20 protein-coding genes are annotated in these 23,117 nt (G+C 49.2%); 7 read left to right on the top strand and 13 right to left on the bottom strand.

Annotation, left to right across the window (positions count from 1 at the left end; genetic code table 11):
* Positions 1-39 precede the first annotated feature (39 nt).
* The 6 genes from AACT35_RS13900 to grpE all read right to left on the bottom strand — a co-directional run bounded on the left by AACT35_RS13900 (position 40) and on the right by grpE (position 6,877).
* Positions 40-1,428 carry an IctB family putative bicarbonate transporter gene (locus AACT35_RS13900; protein WP_099237894.1) on the bottom strand — a complete coding sequence of 463 codons (1,389 nt, stop codon included), beginning with the start codon at positions 1,426-1,428 and terminating at the stop codon, positions 40-42.
* A 46-nt stretch (positions 1,429-1,474) separates the two neighbouring features.
* Positions 1,475-2,572: a small ribosomal subunit biogenesis GTPase RsgA gene (rsgA, locus tag AACT35_RS13895; RefSeq protein ID WP_099237892.1), complete on the bottom strand. Its 1,098-nt coding sequence runs from the start codon at positions 2,570-2,572 to the stop codon at positions 1,475-1,477.
* Positions 2,548-2,802: a sulfurtransferase TusA family protein gene (locus tag AACT35_RS13890; RefSeq protein ID WP_030005932.1), complete on the bottom strand. Its 255-nt coding sequence runs from the start codon at positions 2,800-2,802 to the stop codon at positions 2,548-2,550. Before AACT35_RS13890 ends, rsgA begins: the two co-directional genes overlap by 25 nt.
* Positions 2,799-3,935, bottom strand: coding sequence for a molecular chaperone DnaJ (gene dnaJ, locus AACT35_RS13885; RefSeq protein ID WP_099237890.1), 1,137 nt, complete (start codon positions 3,933-3,935; stop codon positions 2,799-2,801). Before dnaJ ends, AACT35_RS13890 begins: the two co-directional genes overlap by 4 nt.
* Positions 3,936-4,056: 121 nt before the next feature.
* Positions 4,057-6,012 (bottom strand): molecular chaperone DnaK, encoded by a 1,956-nt coding sequence (gene dnaK / locus AACT35_RS13880; protein WP_099237888.1) that lies wholly within the window; start codon positions 6,010-6,012, stop codon positions 4,057-4,059.
* Positions 6,013-6,127: 115 nt separating this feature from the next.
* Positions 6,128-6,877, bottom strand: a complete 750-nt coding sequence (gene grpE, locus AACT35_RS13875) for a nucleotide exchange factor GrpE (RefSeq protein ID WP_099237886.1) — start codon at positions 6,875-6,877, stop codon at positions 6,128-6,130.
* Between the two features lie 412 nt (positions 6,878-7,289).
* On the opposite strand from grpE, the gene AACT35_RS13870 reads away from it, so the two are divergent.
* From AACT35_RS13870 to AACT35_RS13855, 4 genes are all read left to right on the top strand, one after another.
* Positions 7,290-9,311: a GspE/PulE family protein gene (locus AACT35_RS13870; protein ID WP_099237884.1), complete on the top strand. Its 2,022-nt coding sequence runs from the start codon at positions 7,290-7,292 to the stop codon at positions 9,309-9,311.
* A gap of 120 nt (positions 9,312-9,431) precedes the next feature.
* The gene (locus tag AACT35_RS13865; RefSeq protein WP_012306326.1) at positions 9,432-10,538 is read left to right on the top strand and encodes a type IV pilus twitching motility protein PilT; all 1,107 of its coding nucleotides are present in this window, start codon (positions 9,432-9,434) and stop codon (positions 10,536-10,538) included.
* Positions 10,539-10,603: 65 nt separating this feature from the next.
* Positions 10,604-11,842 (top strand): type II secretion system F family protein, encoded by a 1,239-nt coding sequence (locus AACT35_RS13860; protein WP_012306328.1) that lies wholly within the window; start codon positions 10,604-10,606, stop codon positions 11,840-11,842.
* An 8-nt stretch (positions 11,843-11,850) separates the two neighbouring features.
* Entirely contained in the window at positions 11,851-12,408 is a 558-nt protein-coding gene (locus AACT35_RS13855) for a hypothetical protein (protein ID WP_099237882.1), read from the top strand.
* Here AACT35_RS13855 and AACT35_RS13850 read toward each other — a convergent pair.
* Positions 12,405-13,481, bottom strand: coding sequence for a glycosyl transferase (locus AACT35_RS13850; protein ID WP_099237880.1), 1,077 nt, complete (start codon positions 13,479-13,481; stop codon positions 12,405-12,407). The two genes, AACT35_RS13855 and AACT35_RS13850, sit on opposite strands and share 4 nt — an antisense overlap.
* Positions 13,482-13,508: 27 nt before the next feature.
* A complete protein-coding gene (locus AACT35_RS13845; protein ID WP_099237878.1) occupies positions 13,509-14,672 on the bottom strand; it encodes an SAM-dependent methyltransferase in 1,164 nt (387 codons plus the stop codon).
* Between the two features lie 69 nt (positions 14,673-14,741).
* Between AACT35_RS13845 and AACT35_RS13840 the strand changes: the two genes are divergently transcribed.
* Complete coding sequence (locus AACT35_RS13840; protein ID WP_099238025.1) at positions 14,742-15,668, top strand: homogentisate phytyltransferase; 927 nt, start codon at positions 14,742-14,744, stop codon at positions 15,666-15,668.
* Here AACT35_RS13840 and AACT35_RS13835 read toward each other — a convergent pair.
* From AACT35_RS13835 to acsF, 4 genes are all read right to left on the bottom strand, one after another.
* Positions 15,665-16,441 (bottom strand): alpha/beta fold hydrolase, encoded by a 777-nt coding sequence (locus AACT35_RS13835; RefSeq protein ID WP_099237876.1) that lies wholly within the window; start codon positions 16,439-16,441, stop codon positions 15,665-15,667. The genes AACT35_RS13840 and AACT35_RS13835 overlap by 4 nt on opposite strands.
* An 83-nt stretch (positions 16,442-16,524) precedes the next feature.
* The gene (locus tag AACT35_RS13830; RefSeq protein ID WP_012306334.1) at positions 16,525-17,547 is read right to left on the bottom strand and encodes a daunorubicin resistance protein DrrA family ABC transporter ATP-binding protein; all 1,023 of its coding nucleotides are present in this window, start codon (positions 17,545-17,547) and stop codon (positions 16,525-16,527) included.
* A gap of 62 nt (positions 17,548-17,609) precedes the next feature.
* On the bottom strand, positions 17,610-18,452 hold the full coding sequence (locus AACT35_RS13825; protein ID WP_099237874.1) for an inositol monophosphatase family protein: 843 nt from the start codon (positions 18,450-18,452) through the stop codon (positions 17,610-17,612).
* Between the two features lie 241 nt (positions 18,453-18,693).
* Complete coding sequence (acsF, locus tag AACT35_RS13820; protein ID WP_012306336.1) at positions 18,694-19,773, bottom strand: magnesium-protoporphyrin IX monomethyl ester (oxidative) cyclase; 1,080 nt, start codon at positions 19,771-19,773, stop codon at positions 18,694-18,696.
* 257 nt (positions 19,774-20,030) lie between these two features.
* Here acsF and AACT35_RS13815 point away from each other — a divergent pair, with 257 nt between their 5' ends.
* Both AACT35_RS13815 and AACT35_RS13810 read left to right on the top strand, forming a co-directional pair.
* Positions 20,031-20,396, top strand: a complete 366-nt coding sequence (locus AACT35_RS13815) for an ArsR/SmtB family transcription factor (protein ID WP_030005943.1) — start codon at positions 20,031-20,033, stop codon at positions 20,394-20,396.
* A gap of 83 nt (positions 20,397-20,479) precedes the next feature.
* On the top strand, positions 20,480-21,097 hold the full coding sequence (locus AACT35_RS13810) for a cation transporter (protein WP_099237872.1): 618 nt from the start codon (positions 20,480-20,482) through the stop codon (positions 21,095-21,097).
* Positions 21,098-21,181: 84 nt separating this feature from the next.
* Here the strand turns inward: AACT35_RS13810 and typA are convergent, their stop codons facing one another.
* Positions 21,182-22,975, bottom strand: a complete 1,794-nt coding sequence (gene typA / locus AACT35_RS13805) for a translational GTPase TypA (RefSeq protein ID WP_030005945.1) — start codon at positions 22,973-22,975, stop codon at positions 21,182-21,184.
* Between the last annotated feature and the right edge of the window lie 142 nt (positions 22,976-23,117).

The raw sequence follows: 23,117 nt of genomic DNA, 5'->3' as shown, positions 1-23,117 counted from the left end.
AAAGTTCCCCGGTAGCTCAGCCAGAAAAAATAATCGAGATTAAGGGCTGGGGTTGTCTCTTCCAGTGGGTTGGCACGGGGGGATCTGGGCGGCAATAATGCCCACCATCAACCACCAGAGGGTATTGACCTGGGGACGATACCAAACGGTATCAAAGAGGCCCTGGATCAACAGTCCTGTCATCGCGGCGATCGCCCCAACTAACCATAGTCCTTCTATTTTATGCTGGGACTGAAAGTCTTTAAGGCTTTGTAAAGCTTGGCTAAAGATATTGATCAGCAACCACACAAATGTGGTCAAACCCAGTAAACCAGTTTCCACAGCGGTCTCCAGAAAAATTGAATAGGCACTCAGGGCCGAAAAACGACTTTCCATATACTGGGGGTACACCGCATTAAAGGCATCATGGCCTGGCCCAATCCCCAGCAGGGGGCGATCGCCAATCATCCGCAGCACCGCCAACCACACATTAATCCGGAAATTATTACTACTATCGCCCCGCCAGGAAAAAATACTCAGCAACCGTAGGCGAATGGCATCAACGCCCAATACCGCAATGAGCAGTAACCCCGCCCCAAAGCCGAAACACAAGGGCAGCAACCATTTACGCCAAAAAGGACTGAGGCGATCGCCATACCAACTGTAGAGTAATAATCCCCCCACAATGGCCGCTCCCACCATCGCCAGCCAGCCCCCCCGACTATCGGTAAAAAATAGGCAAGCTGCATTGGTTACAAACATGACCGCTGCTAAAGTTTTCTGGATCTTGGTGCGCCAAATCAGCATCGCTACGCTACTAAAGGCGATCGCCCCCAGGAGATAACCCGCCAAAAGATTCGGGTTGCCTAGGTAACTGTAAACCCTAGTATCATTGGCAAACTCCGACAAAGGATCATTCCAGGTGGCCAACTGTTCTACCCCAAAAAATTCCTGACGAATGCCGTAGCCGCTCACCACCAGGGACACTATTAAATACACCCAAATGACCGCCGCGAGAATTTTAGGCGATCGCAAGACCCGCGCACAAAACGCAAAGAAAATCAGATATAGCAACAACTGCACCAACCCAGACAGGGCCGCCCCCTTAACCGGCGACAAGACCGTGGCGATCGCCGCGATGCCCCCATACAGCGCAACCAAAAGATGAATTCCCGTCACCTGTCCCAGGGGCAGATCTGACAGACTTAGCAAAATCCAATAGCCCGCACAGGCCAACAGCAAAAATCCGATTAAGGTTGTCGAGACAAAGGGCGCTGCCACCAACAATACACAGAGAATCATTGCCCCCAGGGGTTCTGCCCATTGCAATAGCCAACTGCCGCCCCGCCAGGACTGCAAAAGTCCAAACACCCGGTAACTGACACTGGCCCGTAACCAAGGCTCAAAGGGAAAGCGCAAAAAGAGAATCTGCTGCCACACTGCCGCCATGAACCATCAACCTCAGTATTGTGTAACTGTTCATTGTAAAAGAGATTTAGCCGTCGTCGTTCCCATACAACTCATCGAGGGATTGCTTTTCGTATAGATCTTTTAAATTTTGGTGCCGTTCCCGCCGGGAAGTCCGTCGATATTTTTTGGTCGCTAGTTTCGGTTCGTGAATTTGTTTGCCCGCCGCTGTAATTTTGACCTTGAGGTGATCTTCTTCATCCCGTTGCTGCTGCTGGACTTCACGGTAGGCGATCGCCTCTTCGAGAAATTTTTCATAGATCTCATAGCGTTCCCAATCCCGTCCCACCGCACAGTTGGGTTCCTGCAGGTGTAGGCAATCCTTAAACTGGCAATTTTGTTGTTTGAGTTGGGCACGAATTTCTGGGAAATACCCCCCCAACGCCTGGGGCAGCACCGACCAATCCGGCTGATTAAATCCAGGACTATCGGCCAAAAGTCCCCCCTGGGGCAGTGGAAATAGTTCCACATGGCGGGTTGTGTGTCGTCCCCGCTGCAATTTGCCTGAAACTTCGCCCACCCGTAGCTCTACCTGGGGAATTAAGCGGTTGATCAGACTTGATTTTCCCACCCCCGAAGGCCCAGCCACCACGGTGATTTTATTCTTAAGACTGGCTTCTAGGGCGGCAATGCCAGCATCCTGGAGCACACTAAAAAAGACAGCCCGATAGCCCCATTGTTGGAGGCGTTCAGCCCAGGTCTGTTGTTCTTTTTTAGAGAGTAAATCTTGTTTATTAAGACCCAATAATAACGGCAACCCCGTTGATTCTGCTTTGATCAAGAAGCGACTCAGTTGCCAGGGATCAAGGGATGGTTCCGCTAGGGCAAACACCAACAAGAGTTGGTCGGCATTGGCCACAGGGGGTCGATCTAAAACGGTGCGGCGGGATAAAACCTGGGCGATCGCCCCCCGTCTATCTTGAAAATCAACTTCTTCAACGATGACCTGGTCTCCCACCATGACCCGTTGACCAATTTTTTTTAAGCGGGCTCGCCTTGTACAGAGTAAATGTCCTGCCCCAGCTTGGAGTTGCACATGGTAAAAGTTTGCCTGAACCGCCGTTACGGTTCCCTGGCAGTTCTCTGGGACTAAGCCACCACTCATGTCGCCGGACAACGTACCCATAATACGTAGTGTCCCTCCGGTTGGGCGATCGCCTTTTCTACCAAATACCCTTCCATCGTCAAACTATCGGGCACTTGCTCCATGGGTTCCCCCGCATCGAGCCACACTTCGAGCAGGGCATTGGCGGCCATTTTCTTGAGTTGTAACTTTGTGCGCACAAAATTAATCGGGCAGGGAGTCCCCCGCAAATCTAACCGTGCGTCTGCCTCTAATGTTTGCGGATTGCTCATTTGTTATGGAATAGGTTCCCCAATAACCCTTCAAAACCACCTTTGCTGTGTTCAGTTCCCTTTAATTTCGCCAGTTGGTGCAACAGTTCTTTTTCTTCTCGACTTACTTTCGTCGGAATCACGACTTTTACCGTGATTAGATGATCACCACGGCTCACTGGATTACCCAGTTTAGGCACCCCTTTTCCTTCCAACGTAAGCACTTTATTGGGCTGTAAACCAGCGGGAATCGTCAAATCTTCTGTACCATCAACGGTTTTAACCTTTACCGTATCCCCAAGAATTGCTTGGAGATAGCTAATTTCAATTTCCGAGAGGATATTTGTACCGTCGCGACGAAACTCTTTATCCGCATTGACGGCTAAGTAAACGTAAAGATCCCCAGGGGGGCCACCTTTAACGCCAGCATCACCTTCCCGCGATACTCGCAGCCGCGTGCCACTATCAACTCCAGCTGGAATTGTGATTTTGAGCTTTTTGGTTTCTTGTTTGCGGCCAGCACCACCACAGGATTCACACTTCTCGGTGATCACTTGTCCTTCCCCATTACAGGTCGGACAGACGGAAACTTGAGCAAAACTACCGAAGGGGGTTCGGGTCGCCCGCCGCACTTGGCCAGTGCCATTACAAGTGCCGCAGGTATTTGCCGAAGTACCAGCCTTTGCTCCAGAGCCACTGCACGTTTTACAGGTCTCTAGGTGGGGAATACGAATTTCCTTTTCGCCCCCAAAAATCGCTTCTTTAAAGTCGAGCTTTAGGTCTAGGCGGAGGTCATCGCCTCGCATCGGCCCACTGCGTCGGCGGCCGCCCCCGGTGGCACCAGTGCCCATACCACCAAACCCGCTGAAAATGGTCTCAAAAATATCAGCAAAGCCGCCCATGTCGCCATAGTCAGCCCCAGCAGCACCAGCCCCAGAGACACCAGCTTCACCAAAGCGATCATAGCGGGCTCGGGTTTCCGGTTCCGAGAGGACTTCGTAGGCGCGGTTAATTTCTTTAAATTTTTCTTCGGCCCCAGGGTCTTTATTCACATCTGGGTGATATTGACGAGCTAGACGACGATAAGCCCGCTTGAGTTCATCTTTCCCACAATCACGGGAGACACCAAGAATTTCGTAAAAGTCGCCTGCCATAAACCTTTTCTAATAACGAGCACAATCTAGCCTTTACCAATCTTAACTTGAACTGGGAAAACCTGAAAAGTGTTATGGGGAATAGATGTGTTATCTGGGTCAAGGTTTAGCCATAACCCAATCAATCAATGGTTTCATAATCCCCAGTAATATTGCCTTCGCCATTTTCAATGACAACACCAGCTTCGGTGGGAAACTCGATCAAATCATCGTCGGCAGTGGTTGGCACAGGGGTCACTGAGATGGGGCGATAGATCGGTGTATCGCCTTCGCGGTCATAGAGTTTTGAGCCAATGGCCAGGAGTGCTGTCTTAAAGTCTTCGAGTAGACGGCGAATTTCTGCGGTCGAGAAGGAACGGTCGGTAAAGGATTGTTCTAAAACAGCACGTTTTTGGATTAGTTGGGTTTTAACTTCATTGGTTAACAATTCGCTATTTTCTCGCAGGGTGGCATCAAGGCTGTAGAAGAGGCTATCGGCTTGGTTTTGGAGGTCAACTACTTGGAGACGTTGGCGGTCTTGTTCGGCGTACTTTGCGGCTTCGGCGCGCATTGCTTCGATTTCAGCGGGGTCAAGGCCTCCGGTATTGGTGATTTTAATGCCCTGTTCTTTGCCGGTACCGCGATCCTGGGCGGACACTTGCAAAATACCGTTGACATCGATTTCGAAGCTAACTTCAATTTGAGGCAAGCCCCGGGGAGCAGGTGGAATCCCTGTGAGCAGAAATTTTCCTAGACTTTTATTGTCTTTTGCGAGGGCGCGCTCACCTTGCAGAACATGGATTTCTACAGAGGTTTGGCCGTCGGTGGCGGTGGAAAAAACTTGGGAATTGTTGGTTGGCAGGGTGGTGTTACGGTCAATGATTTTGGTAAAGACTTCGCCGAGGGTTTCGATGCCGAGGGAAATGGGGGTGACATCAAGGAGGAGAACGTCTTTCACTTCACCATTGAGGACCCCGGCTTGGATTGCGGCCCCAATGGCGATCGCCTCGTCAGGATTTACAGAACGGTCAATTTGTTTGCCATGGAAAAAACCTTGAATCGCCTGCTGGACTGCGGGAATGCGCGTGGAACCTCCCACCAAAATAATCCGATCAATATTATCGACCGTTAATTCTGCATCTTTTAGGGCTTGTTCTACGGGGCGGAGGGTTGCCTCAATGTAATCTTTGGCTAATTCCTCAAACTTCGAGCGACTCAAATCAATTTCAAAGTGCTTAGGGCCAGTGTCATCGGCCGTGATAAACGGCAAATTAATGGATGTCGTAATGGTGCTAGACAACTCAATCTTGGCCTTTTCTGCCGCTTCCCGGAGCCGTTGGAGGGCCATCTTATCGCTACTTAGATCAATGCCTTCGAGTTGCTGAAACCGTTCAACCATCCATTCCACAATGGCGTTGTCGAAATCATCACCACCCAGTTGATTGTTTCCAGAGGTCGCCTTGACCTCAAACACCCCGTCTCCCAACTGCAGGATGGAAACATCGAAGGTGCCGCCCCCAAGGTCAAATACGAGGATAAATTGTTCTTGGTCTTGTTTGTCTAGGCCATAGGCAAGGGCCGCAGCGGTCGGTTCATTGATAATTCGCAGCACTTCAAGACCGGCGATCGTTCCGGCATCTTTGGTGGCTTGACGTTGGGCATCGGTAAAGTAGGCTGGCACGGTGATGACCGCTTGAAAAACTTCCTCCCCTAAAAATGCCTCTGCATCGGCCTTGATCTTTTGGAGCACCATTGCTGAAATTTCTTGGGGCGTAAAAACCTGTTTCCGCACCGCGACATCAACGGTATCATCCTTTCCCTTAACACATTTGTAAGGAACCCGACGGCGTTCTTGTTCCGTATCATCCCAGCGACGGCCAATGAACCGCTTGATACTATAGACTGTGTTTTCGGCATTGGTTACGCTCTGGCGTTTTGCCAATTGACCCACGAGGCGAATATCGCTTTTGCCAAAACCGACAATACTTGGCGTAGTCCGTGCCCCTTCTGCGTTGGTAATGACAAGGGGATTACCGCCCTCAAGGACAGAAACACAGCTATTGGTAGTGCCAAGATCGATGCCAATTACTTTGCCCATGGTTCGCGGCCGAAAGACGATAAGGATTTTTTCAATACTACTGAAGATTTTGTCTGGGGCCAGGAACTACAACAGTTTAGTCTATAGGCCCCATCGCAAAAATTGGGTTTAACCCTTAACTTTCACTGGTGCTGGTTTCACCGCTGGGGGGTTCTTCGGGCGCGGCGGCAACCTTAACCATGGCATGGCGTAACACCATGTCCCCTAAAAGATAGCCACGCACGACCTGCTCAATCACAGTGCCTTCTGGGTGCTCACTGGTGGGTTCTTGGAAGATCGCTTCGTGGAAATTGGGATCAAATTCTTCTCCTTCTGGACGCATGGCAGAGACACCAATTTTCTTCAATCCATCGACAAGTTGTTTATAAACCCCTTGATAGCTTTTGTGGATTGTCATTTCGCCATCTGTGGAGGGCTTGATCTGCAATCTGGCCCGCTCAAAGTTGTCAACGGCACCCAAGATTTCATTGACGGTATTGCACTTGATCCGCAATTCCATTTCTTCTTTTTCTTTGCTGGTGCGCTTGCGGAAATTTTCAAAATCGGCGGCGATCCGCATATATTGGCTTTTGAAATTTTCGGTTTGTTGACTTTGGGTACTGAGCTGTTGGCGCAGGGTACTGACTTCCTGCTGGAGAGCGGCAATGACAGCTTCTAGTTCGGCACCATCGAGGGGCGTGTCATCGACCTCCTGGTCAGAGGCTTGATCTGCGGTATCGGTGTTTGTTTCTCCTTGAGCTTCAATCGTTGTGGCATCCTCCCCAAGGTTAGACTCGATGGTTGTCTCGGGGGCCTCGTCGGAAACAGACTCGGGCGTGCTTCCTGGATCAATTGGGCTATCAAGATTTTTCGCGTCTTCTACCATGGTTGCTTGAACTAGTTGTTTTAGGATTGGCTATTGGGTTATATCGATGTTTTTAGTCGTTTCTATCCTAGTAGTGATGGTGGGCGATCGCCTAACCTAGAGTAAAAACATCAAATATAGGTCTTTTAACATTACCAAATGTAACATTGTCCCCTATGGATCCCGTCTTTCCCAGGTAAAAAGAATAAAACTTCAAGCAACCGCTATATTAGGAAGAAACAACCCTGGCACCGTAACCGACACAGACAGCTGCCATTATTAAGCCCCGACCGATCCCCTTGATCCCAAAAAGCAGATTCTTTCTGCTACATTCAGCATTGAACTACGAATCATCATAATATTGCCAACAACTATCCCGCTTTTCTTTTTTGCCTAGTCTGCCGTCATTTGCCAATGCTGTCTGGTTTTTCCTATGACCCACTCTTCCCTTCCCAAACGGACAAGAGCCCTTGCCCTCCGCAATGATTTCTCTCCTTTCGGCAACAAGCTCATTCAACAGGGAGTTGTAGACCATCAACAGATGGAAAAAGCCCTCGTTGAAACCCGGCGTAGTGGACGCCCCCTCACGGCCATTGTCGAAGAACTAACCGGGAAAGCCCTGTCCCCTGAGCTAGTCCGACAGTACAAAAAACATCATCTCTTTGAACTGAAGATCCTCTACGGTCTCAATTCCATTGACCCAGAAGTTCAAAAAATTGACATCGATCAGATGGGCGAGTTGATCAATTCCCTCGTGCCCGTAGAATTATGTCGCCGCCATCGTCTCCTCCCGATCCGGCGGGTTCAAGATGAAGTGATTGTGGCGATGGTAGAGCCCGATAACCTAGCCGCCCAAGATGATTTAAACCGTCTTTTTCGCCTGCAAAATCTGACGTTACGGCGCATCGTGATCACAGAAGACGACTATCGTCAGGTTCTAGATGGCTATTTAGAACAGCAAGTCCAGATTCAAATCCAACAGCAGGAACAAGCAGCCAAGGCCGCCGAAGCAGCAGAACTGAAAAAAGCAGTTGATATCGAAGATCTTGATCTCGGTGTAGCCGGGGAATTAGACGAGCAGGAAGAAGAAAGCGCCGACTTGATGAATGAAAATCAGGCTAGCTCTGCTCCGGTGATCAAACTTGTCAATAAAGTGCTACTTAAAGCTCTCCAGGAAGGGGCCTCAGATATTCACATCGAACCCCAAGAAAATGATCTGCGGATTCGTTTCCGTAAAGATGGGGTTCTGCAATACGCATTTGATCCGCTGCCCAAACGGATTGTGCCGGCGGTGACGGCCCGGTTTAAAATTATGGCGGACCTAGACATTGCGGAACGTCGTTCGCCTCAGGATGGTCGGATTCGGCGGATGTTTAAGGGGCGCAAGGTGGACTTTCGTGTCAATAGCCTACCCAGTCGCTACGGCGAAAAAATTGTTTTACGGATTCTCGATAATTCTTCAACCCAGTTGGGCTTGGATTTGTTAATTACCAACCAAGATATTCTGGGGCAGGTGCGGGAAATGGCCCAGCGGCCATTTGGTCTAATTTTGGTGACGGGGCCAACAGGCTCAGGAAAATCAACAACTTTGTACTCAATTCTGGCGGAGCGCAACGAGCCGGGCATCAACATCAGTACCGCAGAAGACCCCATTGAATATACTTTGCCGGGCATTACCCAGGTGCAGGTCATCCGGGAAAAGGGGATGGATTTTGCGTCAATTTTGCGGGCATTTTTGCGGCAGGATCCAGATGTCATTCTTGTGGGGGAAACCCGGGATAAGGAAACGGCAAAAACAGCCATTGAGGCGGCTTTAACGGGGCACTTGGTACTAACGACTCTCCACACCAATGATGCTCCAGGGGCGATCGCCCGTCTAGATGAGATGGGAGTTGAACCCTTTATGATTTCCGGGTCACTCCTGGGAGTTCTGGCCCAGCGCTTGATGCGACGGGTTTGTGGGGAATGCCGCATCCCCTATCAGCCCACAGTGGAAGAACTGGCACGCTACGGCCTTTCCAGTAATGATCGCCATCCTTTAACGGTGTACCGGGCCAATACCCTGACGCCAGAGCAAATCCAAATGGCCAAAGAAGCCGGCAGTCTCTGTCCTAAATGTGGCGGCGGCGGCTACAAAGGCCGGGTAGGGGTCTATGAGTTTATGCAAAATAGCGAAGAAATTGAACGGTTGATTAATACCGGGGCCACTACGGACATGATTAAAGAAGTGGCAGTGCAAGAGGGCATGTTGAGTATCTTGGCCTACAGTTTGGAGTTGGTCAAAGAAGGCCATACAACCTTTGAGGAAGTAGACCGCGTTACCTTTACGGATTCTGGTCTTGAGGCAGAACTAAAGGCGAAACGAAAAACGGGCCTGGTTTGTGACACCTGTAATGCTGAGTTGCAGCCGGATTGGCTAGATTGTCCCTACTGTATGACGCCCCGCTTTAGTTAAGACTCTTCACTCTCTGTTCCCTGGCGATCGCCTTTTGGGCAGAATAATGGCAGCGACAATCTTTCACCCCAACTTTTTTCTTTTCCTATCCCAGGCGATCGCCCAAGGAGTAACAAGCCAATGGATTACATGATCGAAGACCTCATGGAGCAACTCGTAGAAATGGGCGGCTCCGATATGCACATCCAGGCCGGTGCCCCCGTTTATTTCCGAGTCAGTGGGAAACTTGGCCCCATTAATGACGAGCCCCTCTCCGCCCAAGATGCCCAAAAGCTCATCTTCAGTATGCTCAACAACACCCAACGCAAAGACCTGGAGCAAAATTGGGAACTAGACTGTTCCTATGGCGTGAAAGGACTCGCGCGCTTCCGGGTCAATGTCTACAAAGAACGGGGCTGTTATGCCGCTTGCCTGCGGGCCTTGTCCTCGAAAATTCCCAACTTTGATCAACTCGGTTTACCCGATATTGTGCGGGAAATGGCCGAGCGTCCCCGGGGCTTGGTGCTGGTTACGGGCCAAACGGGTTCTGGGAAAACCACCACCATGGCTGCGATGTTGGATTTGATCAACCGCACCCGTGCCGAACATATCCTCACCGTCGAAGACCCCATTGAATACGTTTTCCCAAACCACAAAAGCCTTTTCCACCAACGGCAAAAGGGAGAAGACACCAAAAGCTTTGCCAATGCGCTCCGGGCCGCGCTCCGGGAAGATCCAGACATCATCCTCGTCGGGGAAATGCGAGACCTCGAAACTATCTCCTTGGCTATCTCCGCCGCTGAAACCGGGCACCTCGTCTTCGGGACGCTCCACACCAACTCCGCCGCCAGCACCATCGACCGGATGTTAGACGTGTTCCCGCCGATCCAACAGCCCCAAATTCGGGCGATGCTCTCCAACTCTCTCTTGGCTGTTTTTAGTCAATGCCTGGTGAAAAAAGCGAATCCGAAACCCGGTGAATTCGGGCGCTCTATGGCCCAAGAAATTATGGTTGTCACCCCGGCGATCGCCAATCTGATTCGTGAAGGAAAAAGCGCCCAGGTCTACTCAGCAATCCAAACGGGGATGAAACTCGGCATGCAAACCATGGAGCAAGCCCTGGCGGGTTTAGTGGCCACAGGCACCGTTACCTTTGAAGAAGCCCTGTCGAAGAGTGGTAAACCCGATGAACTACAACGACTCGTTGGGGGAGCCTTGGGGGCTAGTCCAACCGCAAAACGTCGCTAAATAAATATTGTCAGTTAAGCTGGCAAGAGCACCCTTTATTCCATTTTTCCCAGTGAACGAAAGCCATGGCACAGTATGTCGCACAAGTCGTTGATCGCAACGGTCAAAAGCTAAAAGAAAAAATCGAAGCCAACTCCCCCGAACAAGCCCGCACCATGCTAGCGACGCGCTATCCAGAAGTGGGCAAGATCATGAAGCCGGGGGAAATCGATCTCTCGTTTTTAGAAGAGGCCCTCGCGAAAGTTTCCATCAAAGATAAAGCCGTATTTTCGCGACAATTTGCGGTGATGATCAATGCTGGGGTGGCGATCGTTCGTTGTCTAAGCATCTTGGGAGAAAACCACTCCAACATCAAGATGCGTAAAGCCCTCACTGCCATCAAGGCCGAAGTTCAGCAGGGGGTGAATCTTTCCGACGCGATGCGGCCCCACGAAGAATGCTTCGATACCCTGTATGTCAGCATGGTAGAAGCTGGTGAAATTGGTGGGGTGCTCGATGAAGTCCTGAACCGTTTGGCGAAGGTACTCGAAGACATGGCCAAACTGGAAAACCAAATCAAATCAGCCATGACCTACCCAATGGCCGTGGCATTTTTGGCGGTGGCGGTGTTCTTTGGGATGACCGTCTTTTTGATTCCGGTTTTTGCCGATATTTTTGAAAGTATTGGCACAGAACTTCCGGCTTTAACGATCATCATGATGGGGATCAGTAACTTTCTGCGGACTAGCGAAGGGTTATTGCCAATGCCTTTTGGGAATGTGCTCCTGATGATTATTGGTGCCAATATTCTCTTTTTTGCGATCCGCCGCTACTACAACACCGAAATGGGGCGGTGGCAAATTGATTCTTTGTTACTAAAGTTGCCTCTGTTTGGGGATTTGCTCCGGAAAAATGCGGTGGCTCGGTTCTGTCGGATCTTCGGGACATTAACCCGGTCTGGGGTACCGATCCTCAATTCCTTTGATATTGTCGGGGCAACGGCGGGGAATGTGGTCATTGCCAAGGCGATTAATGATGCCAAGTCTGAAATTCAAGAAGGGGGGATGTTAAGTGTTGCCCTCGATCGCGACCGGGTTTTTCCGATCCTTGCGATTCAAATGATGACCATTGGTGAGGAAACAGGGGAATTAGATAGCATGATGATGAAGGTGGCAGATTTTTACGAAGATGAAGTAGAGCAGACGGTAAAGGCGCTGACCAGTATTCTAGAACCAGCGATGATGGTGATTATTGCGGCGATGGTTGGTGTTATTTTGCTCTCGATGTATCTGCCGATGTTTAAGGTATTTGAAGATTTGGGTTAGAACAAACGATGACCGGACAGCAAAGTCAGTATGAAACGCTTTTAGCGGCCTACAGTGATCGACAAACGGCGATCGCCTTACTGAAGCAACATCGCCCTTACCTTTCTTTGGTACCCAGTGTCCGGCGTCCTGAAGGGAGCTTAATTGTGATGCCGCTGCCGGTGATGCGCCACCTCAGCAGGAATGAACAGCGCTCCACTCCAAAAACCTTGATTTTGCCTTGTGATTTGGCGATTTTAACCTGTGATCCGGAGTGGCAAATTAAGCTAGATGCCGAAATTATGGTGTTTATCCATCGGCCTGGGGAAACTTTTTCGGAGCTATTGCTGCGCTGGCGTCATACCCAGGTTTACCTTGATCAAGATTACGAGTGGTTATTGCCAGAGTCGGAGGCCCACATGATCAGTAATCTTCCGGCCCAAATTCACCCTCTGTTTGTGGTGTTCCCGACAACCCCTGAGCACATTATTAAGGGACTTACGGGGGCGCATCTCCCCTTTGTTCTGGGGGAATCACCGTTTCCTGAACCGGAGTCTGTACCTGAGGTTTTCGTCACAGAGCATTAATGGCTGAGAAATTCGGCAATGGCTTGGGCGATCGCCTTTGTGCCCGTCTTATCGATGGGTTGATTGCCTTGGGGTGGTTGGGGTGATTCCCGGAGAAAATCCCAATCACCCTGGGCAAATTGCTCTGGATCTAAAATTTGGTGGTGGCCATATTGTTGGAGGTTTTTAATTAAAATTGGCCCTTCGGCAAAATCATCCCTAGGCAAGGTCACAACGGGAAGATCGAGGCGCAGGGCTTCGGCGTAGGTACTAAAGCCCGGTTTGGAAATAATGCGATCGCACAGGGGCATAAAGTCAACGGGGCGGTACTGGGTCTCTGTAATTTTGCGGAGATTTGCTAAATCGGGGGCGTCACGGTCGAAGCTAATAAATTGATAATCAGGAAATTGCGCCAAGGCTTCATAGGGCATTCCGGCAAAACCGAGGCCGCCAAAACTGAGAAGAATAGTTTTTTCCTTGGGATGAGTTAATTGAAATTTTTCCCGCAGGGCTGCCAGATCATATTGCGGATCGCCGCCCGTCAGTCCGACATCGGTAACGTTTGCAAAATTCCCCATAGGTTCGTGCAGCGGTAAACGAAACAGGCGATCGCCTTCACGATAAAGCTCTGTAATCCAATCGGCTTCGGGAATAAATTCTCCACCCCAAGCACGGTAAATAAAATCCCAACCAAAATTCCCCATACACCAACAGGGAATATCCGCACCATGGGCAATGGGAATCGCCAGGGGCGGCAAATCAGCTAAAACCAATTGGGCACGATTTAACCGTAAAAAGTCCACTTCACTCGCAATAATCCGGGGCGATCGCCGACGAATTTCCCGCAATTTTTCTAGGGTCGCACCGTAGTTCATGGAGAAACTATCCGCCTGAATTACCCCCACATCCAACCGTTTCGGCCGCTGAATAAAATCTCCTTTGACATAACTGCGAATCAACCAGTGGGGCGCTGTCGTCACAAAAATCAGCAATACATCGGGCAGTAATTTCTGCACCTGGGCCGCCACCGAAGCCACCCGCACCACATGGCCAAACCCATGACTCGTAATCGCCAAATACAAAACAGGACGCATAGAACCTTCCGCAATCGTTGAAAACTATTAGACCATGGGGGGCTGGGTTAAACCTTTTAGGGAAGTCTGAAGCTGATCATCCATGAGATTTTTTCCCTGAACCAAGACATAAAAGCCCCCTAAACCCATGGGATCGATCAACTGATGGAGGGCATCCCGACGACGAAACAGAGTCATCACATCAGTGGGATTTTGAGATAAAGCATTGAGGCGATCGCCTAACCCTAAAGCCATCAGAAAAAGTCCCTGTTGCGTCAAACCTAAAGTTACTAATCCCAGAGATTCGCCATGGTTTTGGAGGCTGGTAAAATCCACATGGGCTGTTAGATCCTGTTCGCCTAAATTGGTGTAGGGATTATCATGGCGACGGTGCTGAAAATAACATTGCAAAGTGCCCTGAGACCGTTGGGGATGATAATATTTTGCCGCTGGATAGCCATAGTCAATGGTGAGAATATAGCCGGTTTTTAGTTTGGTCTGTAGCTGCTCTAACCAACTCAGTATCCCTAAATTAACTTCTGTGCGATAACCATCAGGATAATTAGAGAAATCAATATTTAAGTGATTAAAATAAGCTTGAATCTCCGGTGTAGATAGAGAATCCTCCACTTCCTGTAATGAATTTTTAGCAGGATTATATTGAACATAAATCTCCTTGAGTGCCCCGGCCTGAACTATGACTAAATGTACAGGAAAAGCATCAAGCAATTCATTAGAAATAAAACAGCCTTGGATACTATTTTCTGGCAACTCTGACCAATCACACCATTGAATTTTTACAGGGGAAAACCCCGCTAATTTTTCCTGTTGTTGCTGGCGGAGAGCCGGGGATTTTTCAATAATATAATATTCAATTTCTTCAAGTTCTTTTGGATAATGCTGCTGGAGGTAAGACAAAATATCCTTCGCCAAGTCGCCCTTGCCTGCTCCCATTTCGACGATCTGAAACGGCGATCGCCCCAAAATCTGCTTCATGTGAAGCAACTGTTCTGCCAATAATTCCCCAAAGTCTGGGCCGAGGGATGTGGCCGTAAAGAAATCCCCCTGGGCACCGATCGCCACTTTCCCGCTACTGTAGTAACCTGCCATGGGGTGATAGAGCGCCAATTCCATAAACTCTGCAAAGGTGAGGCGCTGGTGCGGTGCGGTCTGGAGTTTTTCCTGGAGGATCGCCAAAAGGGGGGAAGCCATGGACAAGTCCGTTAAAATGATGTGCGATTAGTGTATGCTGCCGCCTTTTTGAGGTGCAACCTTTTACCTGTGAAGTCTTCTATTTCTCCCACTGCCCCGCGACCGTCATTTCTTGCTTCCCTATGGCAATTTTCCCGTCCCCATACGATTATCGGCACGAGTCTGAGTGTTTGGGCCTTGGCGCTGTTGGCGGTGACCCCTGAAACATTTTCCTGGGGCTATGGTCAGTCGGTGCTTGGTGCTTGGCTCGCTTGTCTGGCGGGCAATGTCTTTATTGTCGGCCTCAATCAACTAACGGACATTGACATTGACAAAATTAATAAACCCCATTTACCAGTGGCGGCGGGACATTTTTCTCGAAAAACAGGTTGGGGTATTGTCTGGTTTTGCGGAGCTTTAGCGCTGATTTTGAGTGCTTTTAGTGGCCTGTGGCTTGGGGTGACGGTGTGGGGCAGTTTGGCCATCGGGACAATGTATTCTCTGCCCCCAGTGCGCCTGAAACGATTTCCCCTACTCGCAGCGATGTGTATTTTTACGGTGCGGGGTGTGGTGGTGAACCTTGGTCTTTTTGCCCATTTTCAGACGATGTTACAGAACCCAGTGGTGATTACGCCGACGGTATGGCTGTTGACGGGGTTTATTATTGTGTTTACGGTGGCGATCGCCATTTTTAAAGACGTGCCGGATCTAGAGGGCGATCGCCAATATCAAATCACAACCTTTACAATTTTGTTGGGCAAAAAACGGATTTTTCAGCTTTCGTTGGGGATTATTTTTGCCTGTTACGCCGGGATGATTGTCGGTGAAATAATGATGACCACCAGCTTGAATCAACTGCTATTTATTGGGTGTCACCTTATCCTGGGTGCTCTGCTGTGGTGGCGTAGTCGTCAGATTGATCTTGAATCGAAAAAATCTATTGCCAGCTTTTATCAATTTATTTGGAAACTCTTTTTTCTGGAATATCTTTTGTTTCCCCTTGCCCATTGGCTTTAAGTTTGCTGTTGGTTAAGCCAGTTTTTGATTAAGGCGATCGCCTCTATGTTGTCTTGGACTTTAACCATTTGTGATTGGGGAATTTTTTGGGCAAACAATAAGGCTTGGTGGGAGCCTTGATCGGCTGAAACAATTAACGTAGGTGCAGTTAGCTGAGACAATTCAGAGTTTAGATATTCTGCCTGAATTTCACTGGGATGCCGCTGAAACAAAAGTCGTCGACTGGCCGGAGATTTAAGCAACTGTTGTCGATAGTTGAGAAGTTTTTGAATCTTTTGACCGAGGCCAATTAGCTTACCTAGGGGGTAGAGTAATTTAAGTCCCCAAGGCAAAATTGGAATTGGTAATAATAAGCATTTTTCAAGGAAATAACCAGCATTATTGGGGGCTTCAAAACCGATGGGGGAAAGCAAAATTAAGCCTTGAATTTGTTCAGGATTGTTCAGGGCGTAACGAGTGGCGACCCAAGCCCCAAGGGAATCTCCCACAAAATATATTTTCTTAAGATTTAACTGACTAAAAAATTCCGCTAAAATTTCACTTTGCCATTGAATAGACTGGGACGAAACTGCTGGATCAGAATCCCCAAACCCCAACAAATCCGGCGCAAAGCATTGATAATCTGGCCCTAAATTTTCAAAAAAATCTAACCACTGACTACCGTCGCTATATTCCCGGTGAATAAAGGCGATCGCCTCCCCTTGACCTGTTTCTCGCCAAAAAATCTGGCCTTGATTTAAACGTAGGCGTCCATTCCGAACAACACATCCCATAAATATTTTTTGATAATCTTTAGCGAGGGTTTTTGAGCGATCAACTTTTGCGTGGATAAATTCTCCAGAAACGATGGATTGGCTTAACCTTTCATTTGTTGCTTTTTCTCTTTTTTGAGATCCCGCTTGCTGGCTGCTTCGATTTCGGCATCCATGAGGGTCTTACCCGTAGCCGCGAGATAAACGTCATCCAAACTAGGCCGCGCTTGACTCAAGCTAAAAATGGGCAGTCCAGCCGCCTGAATGCTTTGCTCAATGGTGCTCAGGTGATTGCCCTGGCGACTCACCACCAGATTCAAAGAATTCCCTTGGGAGCCATTAATGATCACGCTCTCAACAAAATCCAAGGCCGATACCACTTCTTTCGCTTTTTCAGCATTCTGGGCAGAGGTAAATTCTTCGATGCGTAACGTGATGCGATCGCCACCCACTTTATCCTTGAGTTCGTTGGGGGTACCATTGGCAATGACTTTGCCCTGATCAATGATCGCGACACTATCGGCGAGGGCATCAATTTCTTCGAGGTAATGGCTGGTGATAATTACCGTTGTGCCTGCCGCCCGCAGTTGCCGCAGAAAATCCCAAACTGCAACGCGACTTTCGATATCGAGGCCCACCGTCGGCTCGTCTAGAACCAACACATCTGGCTGATGGAGCAGACCTGCCGCCAAATCTAAGCGTTTTCGCAAACCACCGGAATAGGTGCCTGTTTTCTGGTCAGCGTAATCGTTTAAACCTAGGGCATTAAGGAGTTGTTCCACCCGCTGGGGAATAAAGCTTTTCGGCAGATGGTAGAGGGCCGCCTGTAAATTCAGCAGTTCCCGCCCGGTGAGAATTTTGTCGATTGCCACTTCCTGGGCCACATAACCGAGCCGTTGTCGCACTGCTTTCGGTTGAGTCAGGGCAGAAATACCGCAGACTTCGATCTGGCCTCCGTCCGGTTGGGCGAGGGTACAGAGACAGCGAATCGTCGTCGTTTTGCCTGCGCCGTTTGGCCCCAACAGCCCAAATATTTTTCCTTGTTCCACCGTGAAGGAGACATCCTTTACCGCTTGGGTGGTGCCGTAGCTTTTCTGGAGGTGGTCAATGGCAACCGCAACAGTCATGGTCGGGGGAGTCCTCGCAATGGTTCGTCAAAATACTCAGTTGTGTATTGTATCGAAGTTCTTTACAATCCGTATTTTTCGCAGACCTGATCGCCGATAAATTGTACCCAGGGTTTGAAGACGGGAATTAGTTCTGCCCGACTCGCTGTTAAACAAGGAAAAGGGCGATCGCCATAATTTTTGCCGATTTCTAAAGGAAACATCGGGTTTGGTTCTAGGGATTCAATGGCTCCTCCAGCCGCCTGGATAATCGCCCACACCGCCGCAATATCCCAAATTTTCGACGTCGCTTCCACGCCCCCTAGGGCCGCCCCCGAAGCCACGATTAAAACGTTATAGCTGGCAACCCCCATCAAGCGGATCTTACAGGGAAAATTCGGTTGGGCTGCCACCGCCGTACTGCGGGCACAGAGGTTAAAAATATGGTTTAGGCTCGGCTCGTCGTCGCTGGTCTGGAGCGGTTCGCCATTACAAAATGCCCCGGTCGGCCCCGTTAAACCGGAGTCTCCGTACCAATAGCCATGGAAGGATTGACGCAACCAAGGGAAATGCACATAGCCAAAAACAGGGGTGCCTTTGTAGAGTAGCCCCAGGGAAATGCCCCAGATCGGAATGCCCCGCGTAAAATTCGTTGTGCCGTCAATGGGATCAATCACCCAACACCAATCATTTCCAGGCAAAATATGCGTTTTTTCTTCGCTGAGAATGCCATGGTCAGGGAAGGCTGTGGCGATCGCCTGACAAATTTCTCGATCAGACCACCGATCTGCTTCCGTCACCAAGCTACCATCGGCCTTGCGAACTGCCGTGAGCTTCCCAAATTTTTCCGTTAATTCTGCGCCAATCCGGTGACTTGTGTCCGCCGCAAAGGTCAAAATGTCCGTCCAAAATAATGCATCAACCATCGGTGTGCTAGATCCAGAAACGTTATCCCAGTCCAAAAAAGGCGATCGCCACTGAGTCAATCAATACCTCGTCTGGCTAAACAACCATAGCCCAAAACCCTGCAATCTCGCTATCTCTAGACAAAAAAATCCTCCCTCTAAAAAAGAAGGAGGCCAATGATTTTCCCCTTGAGGGGAGTTAGAGGGGTGTCTCCTTGAGGGAGGTGCCGAAGGCGGAGGGAGGGTATTCTCCAAAAGGGTGTTAGCGGACAGTACCAGCCAGTTGATCAACGCGGATCGGCTTCATCAGATAAAGACTAATGAATTGGGTTGCGTTAGAGAGATAAGCAGGTAACTTCTTCAACAGCTTCACAGGCGCAGGCGCATCGCTGGCATCAATTTCCCGCAGTTTTTCGCCGTTCTTGACGCAGGTTTCTAAACGCTCGTAGAACTCAGGCTTTTCGACATCGAGAATGATCGGGAAAACCCGGCCAGCAGTGTTATTGGTTTCCCAAATCACTTCCTTGTCAAATTCCCGCGCATTCAAACCAATGGATTCGTAGAAACCATGGCGCTGGGTATCATTGAGGTACATCGTCGCAAAGACAGAGAGCAAGAAGAAACGGCACCACAACCGCGCTTTCCAGTCATTAAGGATATTGGGCTGGGTTTTCATCAGGGCATCAAAGAAATCCCCGTGGCGGTTTTCATCTTGGCACCAGTTTTCAAAAAACTTGAAGATCGGATAAATGCGGTCTTCGGGATTCTTTTCGAGGTGACGATAAATCTTGATGTAACGCCAGTACCCAATTTTTTCCGAAAGGTAGGTGGCGTAGAAAATAAACTTCGGCTTAAAGAAAGTATAGCTGCGGCTCTTGGTGAGGAAACCGAGGTCAAGGGACAGGTTAAAGTCCGTCATCGCCTTGTTGAGGAAACCAGCGTGGCGCGCTTCGTCCCGGGACATGAGGTTAAACCCTTCAGCCAACAGGGGATTCTTGTCCTTGAGGCGACGGCCTAATTCTTTGTAGAGCAAGAAGCCGGAAAATTCAGCCGTACAGGAGCGCTCCAGGAACTCGATGAAGAGTTGCCGGGTTTCCCCTTGGATATGGTCGAAGGAGATATCAAAAGACTCATCCCGAACAAAGTGGTGACGGTTGTAGTCCACGCGGAATTCTTCGATGATCGCTTCCATCTCTTCTTCGTTGACAGAAAGATCCATCTTCGCCATTTCATCGAAGTCGGTGGTGTAAAAGCGGGGAGTCAGGATAGTTTCCTTCGCCGGAACTTTCACGCCGGGGCGCAATTCCTCTACGCCAGCAGATTTGTTAACAGTGCTTACCATATCTGTAATGTTTATTGCTTCCGTTTTTTATGGGGATCAGTCTCTTTTTTGCCAAATATAACCGCGTGAGACTTGGGGTTTTGATTAGGTTACAGTCTAACAAGCTCTACACCAGGGTTTAAACCCTTTTTTGTGAATAGTTGATACACATTGTTACAAAATATTGCAAGATGAATCGCAAAATAAAGGCGATCGCCTTCTGGGATCGATGACCCAATGAGTACAATTAAATTGTAGAATTTGCGCCCTTAAAAGTTGTGATAAAGCCAAAATCACAGGATATCTGCCAAGTCCGCTGTGTTAATACGGATTTGGTGGCCCAAGCCAGTGAACAATTACCAGAGGGTGATTTACTCGAAGAAGCTCAGATTCTCTTTAACGCTTTAGCCGACAAATCCCGTCTCAAGATCCTGGCCGCTCTCAGTACAAGTGAAGAACTCTGCGTGTGTGACATTGCGGCTTTACTCAACATCAAAATTGCCACGACTTCCCATCACTTACGAAAATTACGCGATCTCAAAATCCTGAAATATCGGAATGAAGGGAAACTAGCCTATTACTCCCTCCGAGATCAACGGGTTGCTGAAATCCTGAGCCACGCCCTTAACAAACTTGCACAATAAAACAAATCAACTTCAACTCGATCTGCACTTATCGGCAAAAACATTCTAATATTAATTTGAATATCGAAATGTAAAACCAAGTCATGGATGATAATTGCTGTCAAGCTAAAGCTTGTGCGTTGTCGAAACTAAAGCAACAACAAGCAAAAGTACTTTGGGTCGTGTTGTTTATCAACGCAGCAATGTTTCTGGTCGAGTTTGGGGCTGGGATTCGAGCGGGTTCCCTCTCTTTAACTGGAGATTCTTTGGATATGTTGGGAGATGCCTTGGTCTATGCCAGCAGCTTGTATGTCATTAACAAGAGTGTGCAGGCCCAGGCTGGAGCCGCATTCCTTAAGGGAGTCATTATGTTTTTGTTTGCGGTTGCAGTGTTTGCAAGGGCAAGCTACCAATTGTTCGCAGGCGTTAGCCCGGAAGCTTCCATCATGGGCATGATTGGTATTGTCGCGTTATTCGCGAATTTACTCTGTCTACTGCTTTTGACACGTCATCGCAACGATAATCTCAATATGTCTTCTGTTTGGTTGTGTTCCCGCAATGACATCATTGCCAATACATCTGTGTTAATTGCTGCCGGATTTGTCTTTCTCACAAATTCCAAGCTGCCGGATTTGTTGGTGGGTTTTCTCCTGACCTTTGTCTTTGCCAAATCAGCCAGTAAAATTTTGTCGCAATCGTGGCGAGAAATGCAACAACAATAACTAGAAACAAAAAACTGATCCCATTTGTGCATAGGATCAGTCGTTCTATTAAAAGCTCGAATAGTTCAGTCGGTCAGCGAAAATTTAGCGTTTTGCCATTTTCTTCGTTTCCACTTTACGAAGACGAATCGATTCGGGCGTAACCTCTACGAGTTCTCCAGGGCCAATGTATTCGAGGGCGCGCTCTAGGTTCATTTCCATGGGGGCTTGTAGCTGAACTAGTTCATCACCACTGGCAGCCCGATGGTTCGTGAGCTGCTTCGCCTTACAAACGTTTAGCTCTAGATCTTGGGGACGGTTGTGCTCCCCGACAATCATGCCTTTGTAAACCTTAGTGCCTGGGGTAATGAAAAATTGACCGCGATCCTCAGCGTTCTTGAGGGCATAGAAGGTTGCTGTGCCTTCTTCAAAGGCAGTGATGACGCCGTTATAGCGAGTGTCGAAGTCGCCACAGAGGGGCCGATATTCCAGGAAACTATGGTTCATAATGCCAGCACCGCGCGTGATCCGGATAAATTCACCCCGGAAACCAATCAAACCACGGGCGGGTACCACAAATTCGAGTTGAGTCCGTCCACCTGCGCCAGCTTGCATATCTTGCATTTCCCCTTTGCGCTGACCGAGTCGTTCGATACAGCTACCCACCGCTTCTTCCGGGACATCGAGCACGAGGTATTCAAAGGGTTCACAGGGTTTGCCATTCACTTCGCGGTAAATCACCTTGGGCTGAGCCACTTGGAATTCATAACCTTCCCGACGCATGGTTTCAATCAAAATACCCAGGTGCAGTTCACCCCGACCGGACACAGCAAAGCTATCGGCGGACTCGCCATCTTCGACCCGCAGGGCCACATTGGTTTCGAGTTCTCTTTCGAGGCGATCGCGGATTTGGCGTGAGGTCACAAAAGAACCTTCCTGGCCCGCAAAGGGGGAATTATTCACAGAGAAGGTCATCTGTAATGTAGGCTCATCCACCTTGATCAGCGGTAAAGCTTGGGGATCTTCAGGAGACGTTACTGTTTCCCCAATATTGGCATCGGCAAACCCAGCAACAGCGACGATCATCCCGGCGGTTGCTTCCTCGAGTTCAACGCGATTTAAGCCTTCAAAGCCCATCAGCTTGGCCACTTTTGCCTTGGCAATGGTGCCATCTTCCTTGACCAGGGCTGCCTGTTGTCCCGCTTTAATCGTGCCGTTGTGGAGACGACCGATGACAATCCGGCCCAGGTAATCGGAGTAATCAAGGGTCGTAACCTGCAACTGGAGGGGCTTGTTAACATCTCCGGCTGGCGGGGGAACGTGCTGCAGAATCGCTTGGAAGAGGGGTTCCATATCCTCGTTGGTATCGTCGAGGGATTCCCGGGCGAAACCAGATAAACCAGAGGCATAGAGAGTGGTGAAGTCACATTGATCGTCATCGGCACCGAGTTCAACGAACAGATCAAAGACTTTATCAACGGCAGTTTCAGGATTGACGTTGGGGCGGTCGATTTTATTAACGACAACGATCGGGCGTAGACCTTTTTCGAGGGCTTTTTTCAAGACGAAACGGGTCTGGGGCATTGGACCTTCGTTGGCATCGACGATCAAAATGCAACCGTCTACCATGCCGAGGACACGCTCTACCTCACCACCAAAGTCAGCGTGGCCAGGGGTATCAACAATATTGATCAGAATGTCGTTGTAACGGACGGCGGTATTTTTGGAAAGAATCGTAATACCCCGTTCCCGTTCGAGGTCATTGGAGTCCATCACGCAATCGGGGATGTCTTCGCCTTCTCGGAAAATGCCGGATTGATGTAAGAGAGCATCAACAAGGGTCGTTTTACCGTGGTCAACGTGGGCAATAATCGCGACGTTACGAATGGGAAGAGACATAAATTTTACGGATGGTTCCTAAGACCTGTAAATTTTTTTGACAATTTCTGCCCAATTGTAGCCTAATTATCATCTTTCTTAATATTTAAGTTGTGAAGTTTCGGCTACTAGGCGGGCGAGAAATCCAGGGTAGCACCGTCAC

The organism is Synechococcus sp. BDU 130192, from assembly GCF_963876085.1.
GTDB lineage: Bacteria > Cyanobacteriota > Cyanobacteriia > Cyanobacteriales > MRBY01 > MRBY01.
This window is presented reverse-complemented; position numbering and strand designations above follow the sequence as displayed.

Coding starts and splice junctions, on each gene's coding strand:
- AACT35_RS13900 (WP_099237894.1), bottom strand. CDS start 1,428: ATGGCGGCAGTGTGGCAGCAGATTCTCTTTTTGCGCTTTCCCTTTGAG.
- rsgA (WP_099237892.1), bottom strand. CDS start 2,572: ATGGGTACGTTGTCCGGCGACATGAGTGGTGGCTTAGTCCCAGAGAAC.
- AACT35_RS13890 (WP_030005932.1), bottom strand. CDS start 2,802: ATGAGCAATCCGCAAACATTAGAGGCAGACGCACGGTTAGATTTGCGG.
- dnaJ (WP_099237890.1), bottom strand. CDS start 3,935: ATGGCAGGCGACTTTTACGAAATTCTTGGTGTCTCCCGTGATTGTGGG.
- dnaK (WP_099237888.1), bottom strand. CDS start 6,012: ATGGGCAAAGTAATTGGCATCGATCTTGGCACTACCAATAGCTGTGTT.
- grpE (WP_099237886.1), bottom strand. CDS start 6,877: ATGGTAGAAGACGCGAAAAATCTTGATAGCCCAATTGATCCAGGAAGC.
- AACT35_RS13870 (WP_099237884.1), top strand. CDS start 7,290: ATGACCCACTCTTCCCTTCCCAAACGGACAAGAGCCCTTGCCCTCCGC.
- AACT35_RS13865 (WP_012306326.1), top strand. CDS start 9,432: ATGGATTACATGATCGAAGACCTCATGGAGCAACTCGTAGAAATGGGC.
- AACT35_RS13860 (WP_012306328.1), top strand. CDS start 10,604: ATGGCACAGTATGTCGCACAAGTCGTTGATCGCAACGGTCAAAAGCTA.
- AACT35_RS13855 (WP_099237882.1), top strand. CDS start 11,851: ATGACCGGACAGCAAAGTCAGTATGAAACGCTTTTAGCGGCCTACAGT.
- AACT35_RS13850 (WP_099237880.1), bottom strand. CDS start 13,481: ATGCGTCCTGTTTTGTATTTGGCGATTACGAGTCATGGGTTTGGCCAT.
- AACT35_RS13845 (WP_099237878.1), bottom strand. CDS start 14,672: ATGGCTTCCCCCCTTTTGGCGATCCTCCAGGAAAAACTCCAGACCGCA.
- AACT35_RS13835 (WP_099237876.1), bottom strand. CDS start 16,441: ATGGGATGTGTTGTTCGGAATGGACGCCTACGTTTAAATCAAGGCCAG.
- AACT35_RS13830 (WP_012306334.1), bottom strand. CDS start 17,547: ATGACTGTTGCGGTTGCCATTGACCACCTCCAGAAAAGCTACGGCACC.
- AACT35_RS13825 (WP_099237874.1), bottom strand. CDS start 18,452: ATGGTTGATGCATTATTTTGGACGGACATTTTGACCTTTGCGGCGGAC.
- acsF (WP_012306336.1), bottom strand. CDS start 19,773: ATGGTAAGCACTGTTAACAAATCTGCTGGCGTAGAGGAATTGCGCCCC.
- AACT35_RS13810 (WP_099237872.1), top strand. CDS start 20,480: ATGGATGATAATTGCTGTCAAGCTAAAGCTTGTGCGTTGTCGAAACTA.
- typA (WP_030005945.1), bottom strand. CDS start 22,975: ATGTCTCTTCCCATTCGTAACGTCGCGATTATTGCCCACGTTGACCAC.